Below are 16,830 nucleotides of genomic sequence, written 5' to 3'. Positions count from 1 at the left end.
CATATTAATAATACTTTGCAAATATAGCGAAAATATCCAATAAATAGAAAAAAAATACAAGTAAAATCTTTTTAATTGTGAATACATATTTATAATTACATCATTCCGTTACATTTTTGTTTAGATATATCTTATATATAAAAATGGCGGGACATCATCAGTTGACATCCCGCCATTGTCCATTCGTTATTGTTCCGTGTACCATTTGTACATTCTGTGCACACCTTCATCAATTTCCACTTTGTGGTGCCATCCCAGGTTATGCAGTTTCGTCACGTCCGTAAGTTTCCTCATCGTGCCGTCCGGCTTCGATGCGTCCCATCTTATTTCCCCTTCGAAACCTATTTCCTTCTTGATCAGCATTGCCACGTCGTGAATGCTCAGTTCCTTGCCCGTACCCACATTGATATGGCAGTTTCTGATATCCTTGTCGCCTTCCTTATAAGTGTCCTTGAAATCCACATTCAGCAGCACATGCACGCTGGCGTCTGCCATTTCCTCGCTCCACAGGAACTCTCTCATCGGTTTTCCCGAGCCCCACAGTATCACATGGTCATTGTGTATGCCGTATTTGGCCAGAATAGCTATGATGTCAGCTTCCGGAGAATTTCCGTCCACACCTTCCACCGGACGCTTCTTCAGGTCAGCCCTTACAGCCTCCATATCGCCGTTCATCAGACATTTTGCCAGATGGATCTTTCTTATCATGGCCGGCAGCACATGGCTTCTCTCCAGGTCGAAATTATCGTTCGGACCATACAGGTTAGTCGGCATCACCGCTATATAGTTTGTGCCATACTGCAGATTGAAGCTCTCACACATCTTCAGTCCCGCAATCTTCGCTATCGCATACGGTTCGTTGGTATATTCCAGAGGGGAGGTGAGCAGCACTTCCTCTTTCATCGGCTGTTCCGCATCCCTCGGATAGATGCATGTACTTCCCAGGAACAGCAGCTTCTTCACCCCGTGACGGAAGCTTTCGCCTATCACGTTCTGTTGTATCTGCAGATTGTTGTATATAAAGTCAGCTCTGTAGATAGAGTTCGCCATTATACCGCCCACATGAGCGGCAGCCAGAATCACCGCATCCGGTTTTTCCTCGTCGAAGAATTTCTTCACAGCCACCCCGTCCAGCAGATCCAGTTCCTTGTGAGTCCTTCCCACAAGATTTGTATATCCCCTTTGCAGAAGATTGTTCCAGATGGCAGAGCCCACCAGTCCGCGGTGTCCTGCCACATATATTTTACTGTTTTTATCCACGGTTATATCAATGAAGAATTAAAAATTAAATAACTCATTATTAACTCTTAATTCTTAACTCTTAATTCTTAACTCTTAATTATTAATTATTTCACTATTCCCTTCTCCAGATACTCCGCAAGATTAGTTCTCACCACCTCGCTGTGTCTTTCCACAGCCACCTTCGCCATGTCGGCATCCACCATGATGTTCACCAGTTCCTGGAAGCTTGTCTTTGTCGGGTTCCATCCCAGTTTTGCTTTCGCCTTAGTAGGGTCACCCCACAGGTTCACCACGTCGGTAGGACGGTAGAAATCTTCGCTCACCTCTACCAGACACTTTCCTGTAGCCTTGTCGTAACCCTTTTCGTCAATACCTTCACCCTTGAATTCAAGTTCTATACCTGCACGTTTGAATGCATAATAGCAGAATTCCCTTACGCTGTGCTGTTCGCCTGTAGCGATTACGAAGTCCTCAGGCTGGTCGTTCTGCAGGATTAGCCACATACATTCCACATAGTCCTTCGCATAACCCCAGTCACGCAGCGAGTCCAGATTACCCAGATACAGCTTCTCCTGCTTACCCTGAGCAATACGTGCGGCAGCCAGAGTAATCTTTCTTGTCACGAAAGTCTCACCACGGCGTTCACTCTCATGGTTGAACAGGATACCCGAGCAGCAGAACATATTGTAAGCCTCACGATATTCCTTCACAATCCAGAATCCGTACAGCTTTGCCACTGCATAAGGCGAGTAGGGGTGGAACGGAGTATTCTCGTTCTGTGGCACTTCCTCCACCTTTCCGTACAGTTCCGATGTCGATGCCTGATATATGCGGCAGCTGTCAGTCAGTCCGCACAGACGCACAGCCTCCAGCACGCGGAGCACACCTGTTGCATCCACATTTGCTGTAAACTCAGGCGAGTCGAACGACACCTGCACATGGCTCTGTGCAGCCAGGTTATATACTTCGGTAGGGCGTACCTTGCTCACTACCTGCATGATGCTCATCGAGTCTCCCAGATCCGCATAGTGCAGATGGAAGTTAGGTTTTCCTTCCAGATGTGCTATTCTCTCTCTGTAATCCACAGACGAGCGTCTGATAGTTCCGTGTACATCGTATCCTTTCTCCAATAAAAATTCGGCCAGGTATGAACCGTCTTGTCCCGTAATACCTGTAATCAATGCTACTTTTCTCATTCAGTCTGTTTTAATGTATATAAGTTACAGTAAAAAAGGGGTAAAAACTTCTATTTTCACCCCTATATATAATTATTTTCTAAAAGAATTTATCAGATCCTTTCCGAACAGTATCCATCCGCATGATCCCACTCCTGCCAGGAATACGAATCCTATCAGAATCATCGCCTTCGATGGTTTTGTTGCTCTGAGCGGAACCGAAGCAGCCTCCACCACTGTATATACAGGAGTGTCCTCCTGTACCTTAGCCTTTGCCACCTGCAGCTGCTGTGCAGTTTGGTTATATACATTGAATGCCAGTTCCATTTCGTTTCTCAGCCTTTCCTGTTGTGTCTGGGCGCTTCTCAGCGAAACATTCTGGTTTCTGTCCATATATGCGGCATATTCCTGCTGTGCCTCATGATAGCTCTGCATGCTTTCTTCGTACAGCTTTTGAGTATATTCCAAGTCTTTCCTTGCCTTGTTTGTCCTGTATTCCGTAATATAGTCTTGCAGCTTTTCCATCACTTCGTTTGTCAGCGTTGCTGCTATCAGAGGGTCTTGCATTGTCACTGAAATTTTTATTACTGAAGTTTTCTTATCTACTTCTACTTTTATTCTTTCTCCTAATGTAGCAATTATTCCGTTCTGTTCATTTGTCAGTTTAAAAGGATCAACAGTACCTGTCGTAGTTTCCTCTTTTTCACCCTTTATGGTTTTCATTACCCATCCCAAAGCCTTGAATGGTGCAGAAATAATATATCCCCACCATGGTTGTTTCTGGTGTTCTTTCAGATATTCATATACCGTTGTATTCAGTTCTCCTTTCATGTCTGTTACCTTTACATCGAACATTTCTATCGAGAAAGGTATAGATTTCACAATATCCGGGTATAACTCTGGCGATAATGCATCAGCCGTTTGTGATGCCCCCAGATTGATTCCTGCCATTCCAGCCAATGCCGACAATCCTCCGCTTACAGACCTGCCTCCTGATGTAGTTTCCGGTGCCAGAGTCACATTGGCTGTATATTCCTTAGGGATACTGAATCCAACTACAAGTCCTACCAGCACTGCCCATCCGCAGGCTTTCAGTACAAGTTTTCTTCCTTCCCAGACCTTTTTTGCCAGTTCTATCAGATCTATTTCCTGTTCCTGTATATTCTGTTGTTTCTGTATATCTTCCATAATAGTGTCTAACAGCTAAAACCAACAACTAACTACTTAACCAGATTCGCAATAGAAGCCACCATCATAGCCAGTGAGGCCAGCGAAGTGGTATATCCCATTATGTCTCCGAATCTGTTCTTCTTCACCTTGTTCGGCACTACAATCTCGCATCCCGGTTCCACCTTCTTGCTTCTTGCCTTAACCCTTTCCACCTGGCCGTTCATGTAGATAATGAATTTCTTGCTCTTCTTTGCGCTTTGCGAGTAGCCACCAGCCTGGTTCAGATAATACTTCACGTTCTCTCCGTCCATATATGTCACAGTGTTAGGCATCATCACCGCACCGTTTATCTTCACTGTCGATGTCATTTCCGGAACGCTAATCACGTCACCCTCTCTCAGTACGATGTCTGCGCTGCTTCCCGGTTTTGCCAAAGCCTTTTCCAGATCTATACCAACAGTGAACACACTGTCCAGTTCCAGTTTCAGCGAGTCTGTCAGCCCTTCGCCAAGCTCTCTTCTCATCAGCTTCAGAACATCCTCCATTCTCTTCTTCTCGTCATCGTTTGCCACTCTGGTCAGTTTCGCACCCTTTGCATATCCGAAAGCTGTTATACCTCCCGCACGTTCTATCAGGCTGCTCAGTCTTTCATTCTTGAAGTTCAGGCTGTATTCACCTTCGTACAGCACTTCACCGTTCACCTTTACGTTTTTCTGTACGTTGTATCCAGGACTCTTTCTCACGAACACCTGGTCATACGGTTCAAGCACGAATCCCGGTTCGCCATCCACTATGAATCCGTCTTTCAGTCCGAATGTAAAGTTCTGTCCCACAGTCTCAGTCGCCTCAGTTCCCTTGTTGTCCTTAATACGTCTTGACACATCCACTCTCACCAGCGAAGCTTCATCCTTCAGTCCTCCTGCAGTAATCACGAAGTCTTCCAGAGTCATATTGTCCGAATAAGGATATATACCCGGATTCTTTATCTCTCCCGAAATATAAACGTCACCGGCATATTTTATATCGTGAATGCTCGGGATGTACAGCAAATCGTTATTCTTCAGTTCCACGTCAGGAGCCGTACCGTTCATTATACCTTTCACATCCACCGAAAGCACTTCGCTTGTCAGGTTCTCGCGCTGTCTGTACAGCACCGCACGGTTTGTAAATGCATCACCCAGCAGTCCGTCAGCCTGTGTAAGCAGTTCCTTCACTGTGTTTATGTTTTCACAGAATTCGTAAATACCCGGTCTGTAAACCGCACCGACCACTTCCAGTTTGTTCGAGAATCTGTTGATAATCGAGTCGGCAGTCACCACGTCACCGTCCATCACCTTGAACGAAGCGAAATCGTCTCTATCCACTGTCGCTACAGAGAACTGTCTTCCTTCCTGTCTCACCACTCTCACGCTGTTCTTGTATGCGTTGGCAGCAAAGAAACCGGCATATTTCAGTAGGGTAGAGATGTTTTCGTCACTCTTCATCTCATACTTCATAGGTCTTTTCACCTTGCCTTCCACCTTAACAATAGCCTCGTAGGTAGGAACTATGATTACGTCACCTTCCTGCAGACTGATATTACCATCAGTCTTTCCCTGTAGTATATATTCATATACGTCAACGTTGGCCACCGTGTTTCCGTTTCTTGCCACCCTGATGTCTCTCAGGCTACCGAGGTCGGTTATACCTCCTGCGCTGTACAGAGCATGGAACACCGATGCGAAAGCCGACAGGGTATAGGTGCCCGGCACCATCACTTCACCCATCACGTTCACCTTAATGCTTCTTGTATTTCCCAGTGTCACCTGTATCTGGTTTCCCTCATTCGCATATATCTTGCTCAGTTCACTCTTCAGATATTCCCTTGCATCGGCTATGTTCAGTCCGTTCAGCGAAATCATTCCCAGTCCCGGTATGGTGATGCAACCGTCAGGCGAAATTTCCTGTCTTATCGAGTTCTCGCTGGCCCCCCAGATATCTATTATTATTTCGTCCCCCGGTCCCAGTCTGTAATCCTGTGGAGTGGCAACATTCATGTCCGGTTCGAACGACAGGTTCTTGTTCGTGAAGATATTTCTTCCGAACACCTGGTCTTCCGGCTTCACCGGCTTTATAGGCCTTCCGTATTCATCCACTGCGATAAACATGTCCGGATTATACATTGTCGAGTCGTTCAGCATTCCCAGCTGCATCTTGTTGTATCCCTTTATGTTGGACTGCTCGTCACCGTTGAGTTTCCCCTGTCTCATCCTGCTGTTGGCGCTTATCCTGTCCGAAATGCCGCTGCTGTTGCTTATCTGTCCCGACTCATACATTTTCTTCAGTCTCAGGGCCTGTTCCTGGGTCATACCCTTGGCAGTGAGTTCCATCATCAGCTTTTGCTGGCTTTTACCCTGTTTCATACCGTCCTGAACGTACTGTATCACCTGCGAGTCAGTCATGCCCGACTGGGCAAAAACCGGAAGTGCTCCCATCATTAGGATTGAGAACGCTGCATATACGAAATGTTTTCTCATGAAATATTTTTATATGTTCTGTTTTTTTTGAATAACCGTTGCAAAGATACTTATTTAACATAAGAAATCAAAACATGCCCCTATATTTAATGACAAAACGGGCAGGAATGTTCCTGCCCGTTTCCATAAATAATGTATTGATTATCTTACTACAGTGATTACGGCAGCTCTGCTCAGCTTAGGATCACCCTGGTGCATTGTATCCACACCACCGGCACCTTCCACAATCATCTGATCTCTGTTCACGCCGAACTTGTCAGCCAGTGTGTTATACACAGCTTCAGCTCTTTGTCTTGAAACCTTCCGGTTGAACTCAGCCGAACCGGTCTGCTTGTCTGCATAACCTGTAATCTTATATTTAGCCTGTGGGAACTGTTTCATCACGTCAGCTATAGCTTCCAGATTTACCACTTCCTGTTTTGACAGGATTGCCGAGTTGATAGAGAAGAATGCGGTATATTCAGCCATATCCGGAGTAACCTTCTGCTGTCCGGCTGTTTCAGCTGCAGCTTCCTTGGCTTCTGCAGCCTCTCTCTGTGCTTTCACTGTCTCTTCCTGCTGTGCTGCAAGTTTCGAGTTGGCTTCGCTCAGTTCCTTTCTCATTCTGTTCACCTCGTCGTTCAGCTGGTCCTTTTCAGCCTGAAGCACATCCACCTTGTCCTGTCCCACGAACTTGCTTCTGAAAGTATAGTTCACACCCAGGGTCAGAGCAGCGCTCAGAGTGAAATCTTTTCTGTTTGCAGGATCATAATATTTAGGCTGCATCACCATGTCAGGCTGCAGGTATATGCTCCATCTTGGAGCCACGTTAAACAGAGCCTGCACTCCTACGTTTGCATTCAGTGACTGATATTTTGAGTATTCATCGAATATGCTGCCCGATTTATACATATAATATCCTCCACCTACAACACCCAGCAGGTTGAACCATGAATATTTCTTCGCTCCCAGAATATGTGCCATATACGACAGATGCGCACCGAACACCTGGCCTCTGCTGTTTTCCAGAAGTCTTGTGTTACCTGCCACAGCTTCCAGCTTCAGTCCCAGATAAGGGTTTACCCACACTCCGAAACCGCCCTTTGCAGTACCCAGCACGTATCCGTCCTTGTTCATCCATGCCTCTGTAGTACCTCCGGCAGTCAGGAACCAGTTGTTCTTTCTGAACTCACCGTTTTCCTGTGTATTCTGTGCAAAAATTGCAGATGTACAGCATATAGCTGCAGTCATCAATATGTTTCTGATTTTCATAATATGTCAATGATTATGTTTTTTACAATGAATCGATTTATCAGTTACCGTTAGCAGTACCACCTGAGTGCTGGTCGGCCGAAACAATCTGGTAGTTCAGCTTAGTGCCTGTATAAGCCTTTGTCTTCACTGTAACGTTCTTGCCTCCTGTCATCACGAACTTGTAGGTAGTTTCAGTATAGTTGTTATCTACAGTGTAGTACAGGATATGGTTACCGCTGATGTTTGTGGTAAGACTCTTTGATGTGGTTGTAACACCTTCAGCACCCTGACAAGCCTTGATGGCGTTCTTCATCATCTTTACTATCTCCTCGTCAAGTCCGCTGAATGCGTTCTGGTTAGTATATTCCCAGCCCATCTTTTCATTGTAGCTTATCTTGTAGTCTCTGATTGCATTCATCGAGCCGCTGTTGTCCTTTTCGCCCGAAACAGTTTCCTTGCCAGTAGTGGCAGTGCTGTTGTATTTCACACGGAAAGAGTAGTCACCTGCCAGCTTGCCGTTGTCAAGAACGATAGAGAACTTGTTTCCGTTTCCAAGGAAAGCCTCGCCGATTTTTGTGAATCCGTCATCGCTTCTTGAAACTGTACTCTTATATACGTTGAACGATTCGAAAGTTGTTTCTCCGCTCTGTGCAGGGTTTGCAATAGCCAGTGTGATACCGTTGGCGTCAATATCCTTCGAAGTTTCCACATAGATGTTCGCTACCGGAGCTTCCTGGTTTTCCACTGCAGCGGCCGATACCTCAGGTATATATTCTGTTACAGAGATTTCCGAACCTGCAAGGTTTGTAGTGTTTCCCGGAATAGCCACAGCAAGACCGTTATCCACATTGTCAAGGTTTCCCACGTTAGTGTTTGTTTCAGTAGAGATTACCACATCGGCAGTGTTGTCTTGAGCTATGGAAATGCCAGCAGCCTTCTTTTCCATGATGAACGAAGTGTTGTACGACGATCTGTTTGTAGCGTTCTGAGGCACTGTCACTGTTCCTGATACTTTCAGGTATCCGTCCATTGAGGCAGCCACGTTATAGCTTCCTGTAGCGTTTACAGTCAGCGAGAAAGTACCGTCGGCAGCAGTCTTTGCCACTACTTCCCCTGCGCTTACAGTCACGCCCGACAGATTGTTTCCGTTTGCATCCACCACCTTACCGTTGATATAGTATTCTGTGGTAGCCTGTATCGGGTCCTCAACCATTTCAGCTTTCTTTTCATTGTCCTTTATGGCACATGAAGTAAATCCTGCACCTGCAAAGCCAAGCAGGAGTGCCATTACCAAAATCTTGTTAGTTTTCATTTTGTTGTCCTTTTTTTTTATATTATTGTTCAATTTATAACTCCGAATTAACTTCGTTGACCGTTGCTTTTTTAATTATTAACTCTTAATTTTTAATTATTAATTTTTATCAAGTTCCTTTATCAGAAAATACCTAACATATTCAGGCTGATAAAATCCCTTGCTTCTGTTCTTGTTCGGTTCGTCGTTGTAATACACTCCCAGATTCTTATCTACATAATCGCCCCATGCCACCATGCTGTATCTGAAAGCGAAGTAGTCGCTCGGTTTCAGTCTCATGCCTTTCCATCTGTTGTATTTCTTTCCCGGCAGTGGAATTGCAAAGCTGAATCCTCCGTTTATGTCACCTCCGGCAACCATTGCATACAGTCCCACGGTATATTCTCCGAAGTGTCTTGTCACTTCACCCATTGCCCCGTAGTCGCCGTAAACAAATCTGTTCACCGATCCGTACAGTTCCGTGTTCCATCCAGGTATATACACCCTTCCATAAACAGCCGCGTCCAGTTTCGGCTTGTTTGTTATGGTCCATCCGTCCTCGTCGAACAGCGACCACACCGTAGCCCCGAGTCTTCCGCCCAGTTCCCATCTTCCTTTCGGGCTTCTCCACATTGCCTCCACGTTTCCGCCCATCCTGTTGTTATTGAACAGTCCACCTGTCACCCACGCATGCCAGTTCTTTTTCAGATATACTCCCTGTCGGAATGTCACGAACCCCGGTCTTATTGTCTTCAGCTCACCCTTCTGGTTGGTCACTACAGGGAAAATCACCTGAGCCGTTATTTCCGCACCCTTCCACAGTGGCATCTCTATAGCCGGTGCCAGTGCCACGGCATATCTGTACAGCTTGTCAAAACTAGTATTTTCCAGGAACAGGTTGGGATATACCGTCAGATCCGGTCTCCATGCGCTTTTCGCCTTTGTCTCTGTCCCTTTCAGCAGTTCCAGTTCCCTGTCGGCACATGTCCCCATCTCCATCCTTGTATATACATCCCTTATCGTAGCCTTTCCGCAGGCAAAGTCTTCCACGGTATTTCCGTCAATGAATATCCTCAGTTGCGGCATTCCGTTCCTGTCCGTCACCACCAGTGTCAGGCTTCCTTCTTTTCTGGCCCCTAAGGCGGTCTCTATAGCCTTCCCCACACCGTAGTACGACGATCTGTAAGCCCTGTCCTCGAAAGCCGTTATACATCCGTCCTCCGTTTCCACAGTCCTGATATTCTCCATACCCAGGCTTTTCAGTGCCGTATCCACCTGTGCTCCGGCAAATGCAGCCGACATCATAAATGCAGCCGCGAAAGTACATCTCCTAATGAATAAGTGTGCATTCATATCTCAGTCCTCCCGCCAAGCATTTAAATCCCGATGTAAACGCATGTACCGACACGTGTCTCCACAGCCTTGCAGCCACGCCCACGTTTACGTTCCTTGTATCATATTCAGCCATAAAAGTCAGATCCCTGTAGAAAGCCGGACGGAAAGTCACTCCTCCGAACACCCCGTCCCTCAGCCTGCTTCTGTCGCCCGTGTATCCCAGATACCCCGCGCTTATGCCAATCTCGTTGTTTCCCACGTAGAAATGTTTTGTCAGCACCCCGAAATACCCCTGATAGTAATTCTTTCCCAGGTCGGCAAAAGGGTCATGCGTACCCACGGCCAGAGCCGGTATATATTTCCTTTCCTTCAGCAGTCTCACCCTTACCGACAGCGACCTGTCCTGCTGGTTGAATTTCGGTTTCACTGTCATATAAGTCGTTTTCAGCAGGGTTTCCCTGTAAGTCAGTTCCAGAAAAGAGAACAGCGTAATCCCTGCGAAATAGTTTCCTGTGTTGTATCCGAAAGGTACCAGTCTCTCCGGCAGATAGTTTCCCCCGAACAGGAATGTTCCCGGTTCGTTCATCTCCGCCGACGGAGTGTTCATCATTCCCGCATTCCCCATAGTATATTGCGCCCTTCCTGTTCCTGCGCATACTGTCAGAAGAATTGCTATGACCGAGTATCTTATAATTTCAGATTTTTTCAATGGCATAATTGATATTAATTATGAAATCCACGCAAAAATATAAATAAAAAGTATAAATATATCACTCTTCCATCATATTTTTCATATTTTCTGTTTTAAAATCTGCAAATAGTATTCCGGAATGAAAATATCATTACCGTCAATATGCTTTTTCTTCACCTTTGAACACATTTGCCACAGTCCTGTAGATAATGTACAGATCCAGCCAGAACGACCAGTTTTCGATATACCATATATCCCCCCTGATTCTTCCCTGCATGTCCTTCAGTTCCTTGGTTTCCCCTCTGAAACCTGTCACCTGGCTCCATCCCGTCACTCCCGGTTTCACCAGATGTCTCACCATATACTTGTCTATAAGTTTCGAATATTCCTCCGTATGCTTCAGCATGTGCGGTCTAGGGCCCACTACACTCATGTCGCCCATGAATACATTGATAAACTGCGGCAGCTCGTCAATATTCGTTTTTCTCATTATGTTTCCCCATTTCGTCTTTCTCGGGTCATCCTTTGTCGCCTGCAGCCTGTCAGCATCCGCATTCACCTTCATGCTTCTGAATTTCAGGCAGTAGAACTCCTTGTCGTTCAGTCCGTTCCTTTTCTGTCTGAAGAACACCGGTCCCGGCATGGTTATTTTAGTTATTATGGTCACTATAATCAGTATGACAGGGAATAGCGTGCAAAGGAAGAGTGTTGAGAACACCAGGTCGAAAGTCCTTTTTATTATCTTGTTGCTCATGCTCGACAGTCTGTCTTTTCTCAGGCTCAGCACCGGCACACTGCCCACCGACTCCAGATACACCTTGTTCTGCAGATAGTTGTTCATGTTCGGCACACTGTAGAATCTCACAATATGGTTCTCGCAGAAACTTATAATCCTTGTGATTACGTCACGGTGCACATCCCTCAGTCCGCAGAACAGATAATGCACGTTATGGTTCTTTTCCAGAAATCCAGTCACATCTTCCGGAGTTCCCAGATATTCGCATCCTTCCGGCATGTTTTCGTTCTTCTCGAAATCGAAATACCCCAGTACATTATATCCTGCCCATTTCTGGTCCGTCAGCTCCCCGTACAGATCCGTCATGCTTCTGCTGCTTCCCACCAGTACCACAAACCTTATGTTTCCGCCTCTTGTTCTGTACGCCTTAATCATCATTCTCAGACTTACCCTGAACAGAACTATCAGCATAGTAAGAATCAGTATATACAACAGATAGAATGTCGAGAAAGTATTCATATAGTTCCCCGCTTTAAGAAGACAGTAGGAGAGGAGTATGAATTTCAGCATTGCCGACATAATCCTGCTCATTATTTCGTATGCATAGATCTTTCTTTTGTACAGCACCACCCCCGAAGTAGCGGCGCTTATTGCATAAATCAGCATCAGAGTCAGACCAATCTGCAATCCCGTTGCATCCATTACCACACTTGCATAATCATCGTTAAACAGCTTCCTCATTAGGAAGAACAGTCCCCCAGCGATTATAGTTTCAGTTCCTATTACGAAATAACTTACAGCACTGTTGTATGAATTGTTTCTAAGCATTGGAATAAAGTTATACAGTAATAAATCAGTTATAAAGTATTAAAGTTATATAGTAACATAGTTATAAACTGGTAAGGCAGTAAAGCCGTTTACAACAAACTCTTACCTATAGCCGGGGCAAATTTAATATATTGAAACATATATCCAAAGAATATTCGTAAAAAATGTAAAAACAGAAACTCAATCCCTTTTAAAAATATCCCTTGTATAGACTTTCTGTTTCACATCGTCCAGACACGAGTCATATCTGTTCGCTATTATAGCCCCGGACAGTCTCTTGAATTCCTCCATATCGTTCACCACCTTCGAACCGAAGAAAGTTGTTCCGTCCTCCAGCGTAGGCTCATATATTATCACCGTAGCACCTTTCGCCTTGATACGCTTCATCACGCCCTGAATAGAGCTCTGTCGGAAGTTGTCACTGTTCGATTTCATTGTAAGCCTATAGACACCGATAACCACGTTCTTTTCGTTGCCCATGTCCCATTGTGAGTTCGCAGTGTAATATCCCGCCATTTTCAGCACCTGATCCGCAATGAAGTCCTTCCTTGTACGGTTCGATTCCACTATCGCATGAATCAGGTTCTCCGGTACATCCGCATAGTTGGCAAGCAGCTGCTTCGTATCCTTCGGCAGACAGTAGCCGCCATATCCGAACGACGGATTATTATAATGGTTGCCTATTCTCGGGTCAAGGCTAATACCGTTTATTATATCCACAGTGTTCAGACCCTTCATCTCAGCATAAGTGTCCAGCTCGTTGAAGTACGAAACCCTCAGTGCCAGATAAGTGTTTGCAAACAGCTTCACCGCTTCCGCTTCCGTCAGTCCCATAAACAGAGTGTCTATGTTCTCCTTCAGCGCACCCTCCTGCAGCAGACCCGCAAAAGCCTTTGCAGCCTCTTTCAGTTCCTCCGCATGGTCACAAACATTCTCTTTCGGACATCCCACTATTATACGGCTGGGGTAGAGGTTGTCATACAGCGCCTTGCTCTCACGCAGAAACTCAGGCGAAAACAGCAGTTTCAGATCCCTTCCGTATCTTTTATACAGCCCTTCGCAGTATCCTACCGGAATAGTACTCTTTATCACCATCACCGCCTTAGGATTAACGCTTCTAACCAGGTCGATAACCTCCTCCACATGACTGGTGTCGAAATAGTTCTTCACCGGATCATAGTTTGTAGGAGCCGCTATCACCACAAAGTCCGCATCCCTGTATGCCGCTTCACCGTCCAGTGTGGCAGTCAGATCCAGTTCCTTTTCTGCCAGATACTTCTCTATGTAATCATCCTGTATAGGTGAAATACGGTTATTAATTTTTTCTACCTTTTCAGGTATTACATCCACAGCCATCACCCTGTGATGCTGTGCCAGCAATGTTGCTATTGACAGGCCTACATAACCTGTTCCTGCCACCGCGATATTCCTTTTCATATGATTTTGAGTTTTTAGTTGTTAGTTGACTAGTTACTAGTTGACAAGTTAACGAGTTGACAAGTTAACGAGTTGACAAGTTAACGAGGCTTTAACTTCGCTGACCGGATGGAATCCTTGTCCCCTTGTAACTGAATCCTTGTCCACTTGTAACTGAAGCCTTGTCAACTTTTTAATTTTTAATTCTTAATTTTTAATTCTTAATTATCATCAGCTCCTGCTCACCTCCAGCCCCCTGTCCGAAAGCCTCATATCCACAAACCTCGCCTTGTCGTTCATCCTGTTTTCGTTCAGAATCCTTCTTATTCTGGCAGCCGCTTCCTGATCCTTTGCCACCATATACAGATATCCGCCTCCGCCTGCACCCGGCAGCTTATATCCCAGACACAGGTCGTCTATCATTGCGGTCATCCTTCTCACCGCCTCAGGATTGGTACCGCTGTCCAGAGCCATGTTCTGCTGCCATGTCTTCCTTACCAGGCGTCCCATCCCCTCGAAGTCATTCCTTATAATGGCGTCATACATCTCCAGTGCATGCCCCTTCATCGCGTCCAGAATTCTCAGATGCTTTTCCGAGTTCAGGAACATACCCTTGACTATCTCCGCCAGGATACCCTTTGCCGTACGCGTGATACCCGTGTAATACAGCAGATGACACTTCGCATACTCCTCATTCCTGAATATATAGTCCGGCATCCACTTCACTGCAGGTTCCTGCTTCCATCCCGGAGCCGTCTGCAGCAGCTTCACACCCTGCAGCACCCCGCCATACTGATCCTGCCATCCGCCTCCCGTAGTAAGCATCTGTTCCAGAATCAGAGTCCTGTTGCCGATAGCCTGTCTGTCCCAGTTCAGTCCGCAGAAATCATTCAGAGCCCCCAGCACAGTAGCCGCCAGTATAGAGCTTGTACCCAGTCCCGATCCTGCAGGAACCGCAGAAAGCAAAGTCACCTCTATACCCTTGCCGAACGCCCTCAGCTGTTCTTCCAGCGAAGCATGAGCATCCATGCAGAATTCCGGCAGGAATCCCGCCAGAGCCAGAGCCGCCTTAGGAATGGAGAAAGGCGAGCCCACCTTCCTGAAATCCCTCAGCTCCTCGTACGAAGTAATCACCTCAGCAGCCCCCAGATCAATGGAACGCAGTATAATATTATAATTGTCCGACGGTTTCACATAAGCCTGCAAAGGCGGCTGTCCGTTCAGTTCTATTGCTATGTTCACCACATTGCCACCCTCCATCACGCTGAAAGGCGGAGTATCAGTCCATCCCCCCGCCAGGTCAATCCTCACGGGGCTGCGTCCCCATACTATCTGATCCGCATACACAGCCATCACCGGTCTCTGTCTCAAATCCATCACACCCGTCAGTCCCTCGCGCATCAGTCCGAAAGCCCTGTCCTCCATAGCCTTCGCCTCAGGGTTACCCTTAATCTCCATCACCCTTGCTCGGAACATCCCGTCGCTTATCTTTTTCAGCAGCAGCGTATCCTCCGGCAATTTCTCCGGCAGATCCATTCCACCCTTTGCAAAGTCCTCTGCCGCCTGTTCCAGATCCATCTGATAGAACACACTTCTCTCATGGTTCTTTGCCAGAGTCACCAGGTTCTCCATTCTGAAAGCCTTCCGCTGTGCAGTCAGTCTTCTCAGGTTGGCATAAGCCGATATGCCGTCGGCAGACATCTTGCGTGCCTCCGTCCATATCCTCTTTCCTCGTGCATCATCAGCCCTACATGTCATCCACGCCAATACACAACCCAGGTCATCTATATTGTCCGTTACAGGGAAAATCTCCGCGCTCTGTAAGTCTGTGCTTCCCGTTATGTCATCAGCCTTCAGCCCTCTTTCCTCCAGCCATTGTGCGGCAGGACGTCCCAAGAACAGGGTAGAGGCATCCCTCATGTCCCCCTTGAACTTGTCCTCAAATCCGTAAGGCCTTGCCACATACGATTTTTCGCCCATCGGCACAACGTCTATGCACACACCTTCACCCAGCGGCAAAGCCCAGTCATTTTCCGGTACGCCTGTAATTATATTTCTGCTCGTAAGCCTCCATTCCTTGCCCACGAAGCTGTTCTCAATCCATATCTCCGCATTCTTCTCCGTCAGACCGATGTTTATCACCGCATTCTGAACGAAAGCCGCCGGATGCGGTTTCACCTTATGATGCATTATCGCCCTCTGATCCATCACACAGTTCTGCACCGTCAGCGTAGATGAAATCATCTCCCTGCTCGTTCCGTAATGATGGAATTCCCCTCCCGGCAACGGCAGCACCACCACCTTCAGGCTGTTCAGTTCCCTGTCCTCAATTCTCGGCCTCTCCCCAAGAGCCAGACCGAATTCCGAGTACATGTCATAGAATTTCATCTCCCCGTTATCGTCCTTCGAACGATCCATCATCAGCTTCACGGCCCTGTCGCTCAGCAGCCATATGCCTATATCCATCATGAACAGATAATCCTTCATCAGCGCCGCCATCTCCTCCACACTCGGTTTCTGCACCATGAATTCCAGCTTCTCAGGCGATTTTCTCGATGCCACGAACACCCCGTGGTTCTTCATCAGCTGCGGATCCTCCCACAGCCCGTAGCACACCACGTCAGCCTCCGGTATCTCCTGCAGCTGCTCCTTCGCCCTTATATACACGTCGCCGCTTGCAATCAGCGTGTTCAGCCCCTTTGGAGCCTTCTCCATTATCTCCTCGTACAGCGGCAGCTGCAGATCCAGAAGAGTCTGCGTAATCTTCTGTCCGCGCGCCCATCTGAACACCGGTATCGGCGTCAGGATCTTTCCCGACGGAGCATAAGCCGGCAGACGTCTGCTCTGTCCCCCCGCATGCAGCAGTATTCTCTTTTCGCGTCCCAGCCATTCCATCACGTCCTGTCCGTCCGCCTCGTTCCTTCTGCATTCATCCAGCAGCCATGTCGTTCCGCCGCCCGATCCCAGTTTCTTTCCTACAGGATCCGAAGTGCAGAACCATTCCTTTCTGTCCGCGTTCATTATATCGTGAAAACACTCCACCAGATTGGGTGGGAGAGAGAGTAATTTCTTCATTGTATCTTTATTTATAATTTTAATTATATTAGCTTTTGAACAGACTATAATTATTTTTACTTTCCCATTCGGATATATTTTTATACAATAACGAGCTTCTAAAATTCTCCATCGTGTATAAT

At 46.7% G+C, this 16,830-nt stretch carries 11 protein-coding genes; all 11 read right to left on the bottom strand.

All coding sequences use genetic code 11. The features are described 5' to 3' along the window. Positions 1 to 186: 186 nt before the first annotated feature. Entirely contained in the window at positions 187 to 1,260 is a 1,074-nt protein-coding gene (locus H6A61_RS13765) for an NAD-dependent epimerase/dehydratase family protein (RefSeq protein ID WP_204394412.1), read from the bottom strand. Positions 1,261 to 1,346: 86 nt separating this feature from the next. Beyond that, complete coding sequence (gmd, locus tag H6A61_RS13760) at positions 1,347 to 2,438, bottom strand: GDP-mannose 4,6-dehydratase (RefSeq protein WP_154042664.1); 1,092 nt, start codon at positions 2,436 to 2,438, stop codon at positions 1,347 to 1,349. 72 nt (positions 2,439 to 2,510) lie between these two features. Beyond that, on the bottom strand, positions 2,511 to 3,605 hold the full coding sequence (locus H6A61_RS13755) for a Wzz/FepE/Etk N-terminal domain-containing protein (RefSeq protein ID WP_204394410.1): 1,095 nt from the start codon (positions 3,603 to 3,605) through the stop codon (positions 2,511 to 2,513). A gap of 32 nt (positions 3,606 to 3,637) precedes the next feature. Continuing rightward, the gene (locus tag H6A61_RS13750; RefSeq protein WP_239469229.1) at positions 3,638 to 6,103 is read right to left on the bottom strand and encodes a polysaccharide biosynthesis/export family protein; all 2,466 of its coding nucleotides are present in this window, start codon (positions 6,101 to 6,103) and stop codon (positions 3,638 to 3,640) included. Positions 6,104 to 6,244: 141 nt separating this feature from the next. Beyond that, a complete protein-coding gene (locus H6A61_RS13745) occupies positions 6,245 to 7,354 on the bottom strand; it encodes an OmpA family protein (protein WP_204394408.1) in 1,110 nt (369 codons plus the stop codon). A 40-nt stretch (positions 7,355 to 7,394) separates the two neighbouring features. Continuing rightward, the gene (locus H6A61_RS13740; protein ID WP_204394406.1) at positions 7,395 to 8,648 is read right to left on the bottom strand and encodes a carboxypeptidase-like regulatory domain-containing protein; all 1,254 of its coding nucleotides are present in this window, start codon (positions 8,646 to 8,648) and stop codon (positions 7,395 to 7,397) included. Positions 8,649 to 8,747: 99 nt separating this feature from the next. Then, positions 8,748 to 9,980, bottom strand: a complete 1,233-nt coding sequence (locus H6A61_RS13735) for a hypothetical protein (protein ID WP_204394405.1) — start codon at positions 9,978 to 9,980, stop codon at positions 8,748 to 8,750. Next, the gene (locus H6A61_RS13730; protein WP_204394404.1) at positions 9,958 to 10,677 is read right to left on the bottom strand and encodes a YjbH domain-containing protein; all 720 of its coding nucleotides are present in this window, start codon (positions 10,675 to 10,677) and stop codon (positions 9,958 to 9,960) included. Before H6A61_RS13730 ends, H6A61_RS13735 begins: the two co-directional genes overlap by 23 nt. Positions 10,678 to 10,810: 133 nt before the next feature. After that, positions 10,811 to 12,217 (bottom strand): undecaprenyl-phosphate glucose phosphotransferase, encoded by a 1,407-nt coding sequence (locus tag H6A61_RS13725; RefSeq protein ID WP_204394403.1) that lies wholly within the window; start codon positions 12,215 to 12,217, stop codon positions 10,811 to 10,813. A gap of 180 nt (positions 12,218 to 12,397) precedes the next feature. Then, positions 12,398 to 13,654: a nucleotide sugar dehydrogenase gene (locus tag H6A61_RS13720; RefSeq protein ID WP_204394402.1), complete on the bottom strand. Its 1,257-nt coding sequence runs from the start codon at positions 13,652 to 13,654 to the stop codon at positions 12,398 to 12,400. A gap of 210 nt (positions 13,655 to 13,864) precedes the next feature. Next, positions 13,865 to 16,756 carry a bifunctional fucokinase/fucose-1-phosphate guanylyltransferase gene (locus H6A61_RS13715; RefSeq protein ID WP_204394413.1) on the bottom strand — a complete coding sequence of 964 codons (2,892 nt, stop codon included), beginning with the start codon at positions 16,754 to 16,756 and terminating at the stop codon, positions 13,865 to 13,867. Positions 16,757 to 16,830 lie beyond the last annotated feature (74 nt).

Source organism: Bacteroides caecigallinarum (assembly GCF_016901995.1).
Classification (GTDB): domain Bacteria; phylum Bacteroidota; class Bacteroidia; order Bacteroidales; family Bacteroidaceae; genus Phocaeicola; species Phocaeicola cellulolyticus.
Note: the sequence above shows the minus strand (reverse complement) of the source record. Positions and strands in the feature narration are given on the sequence as shown.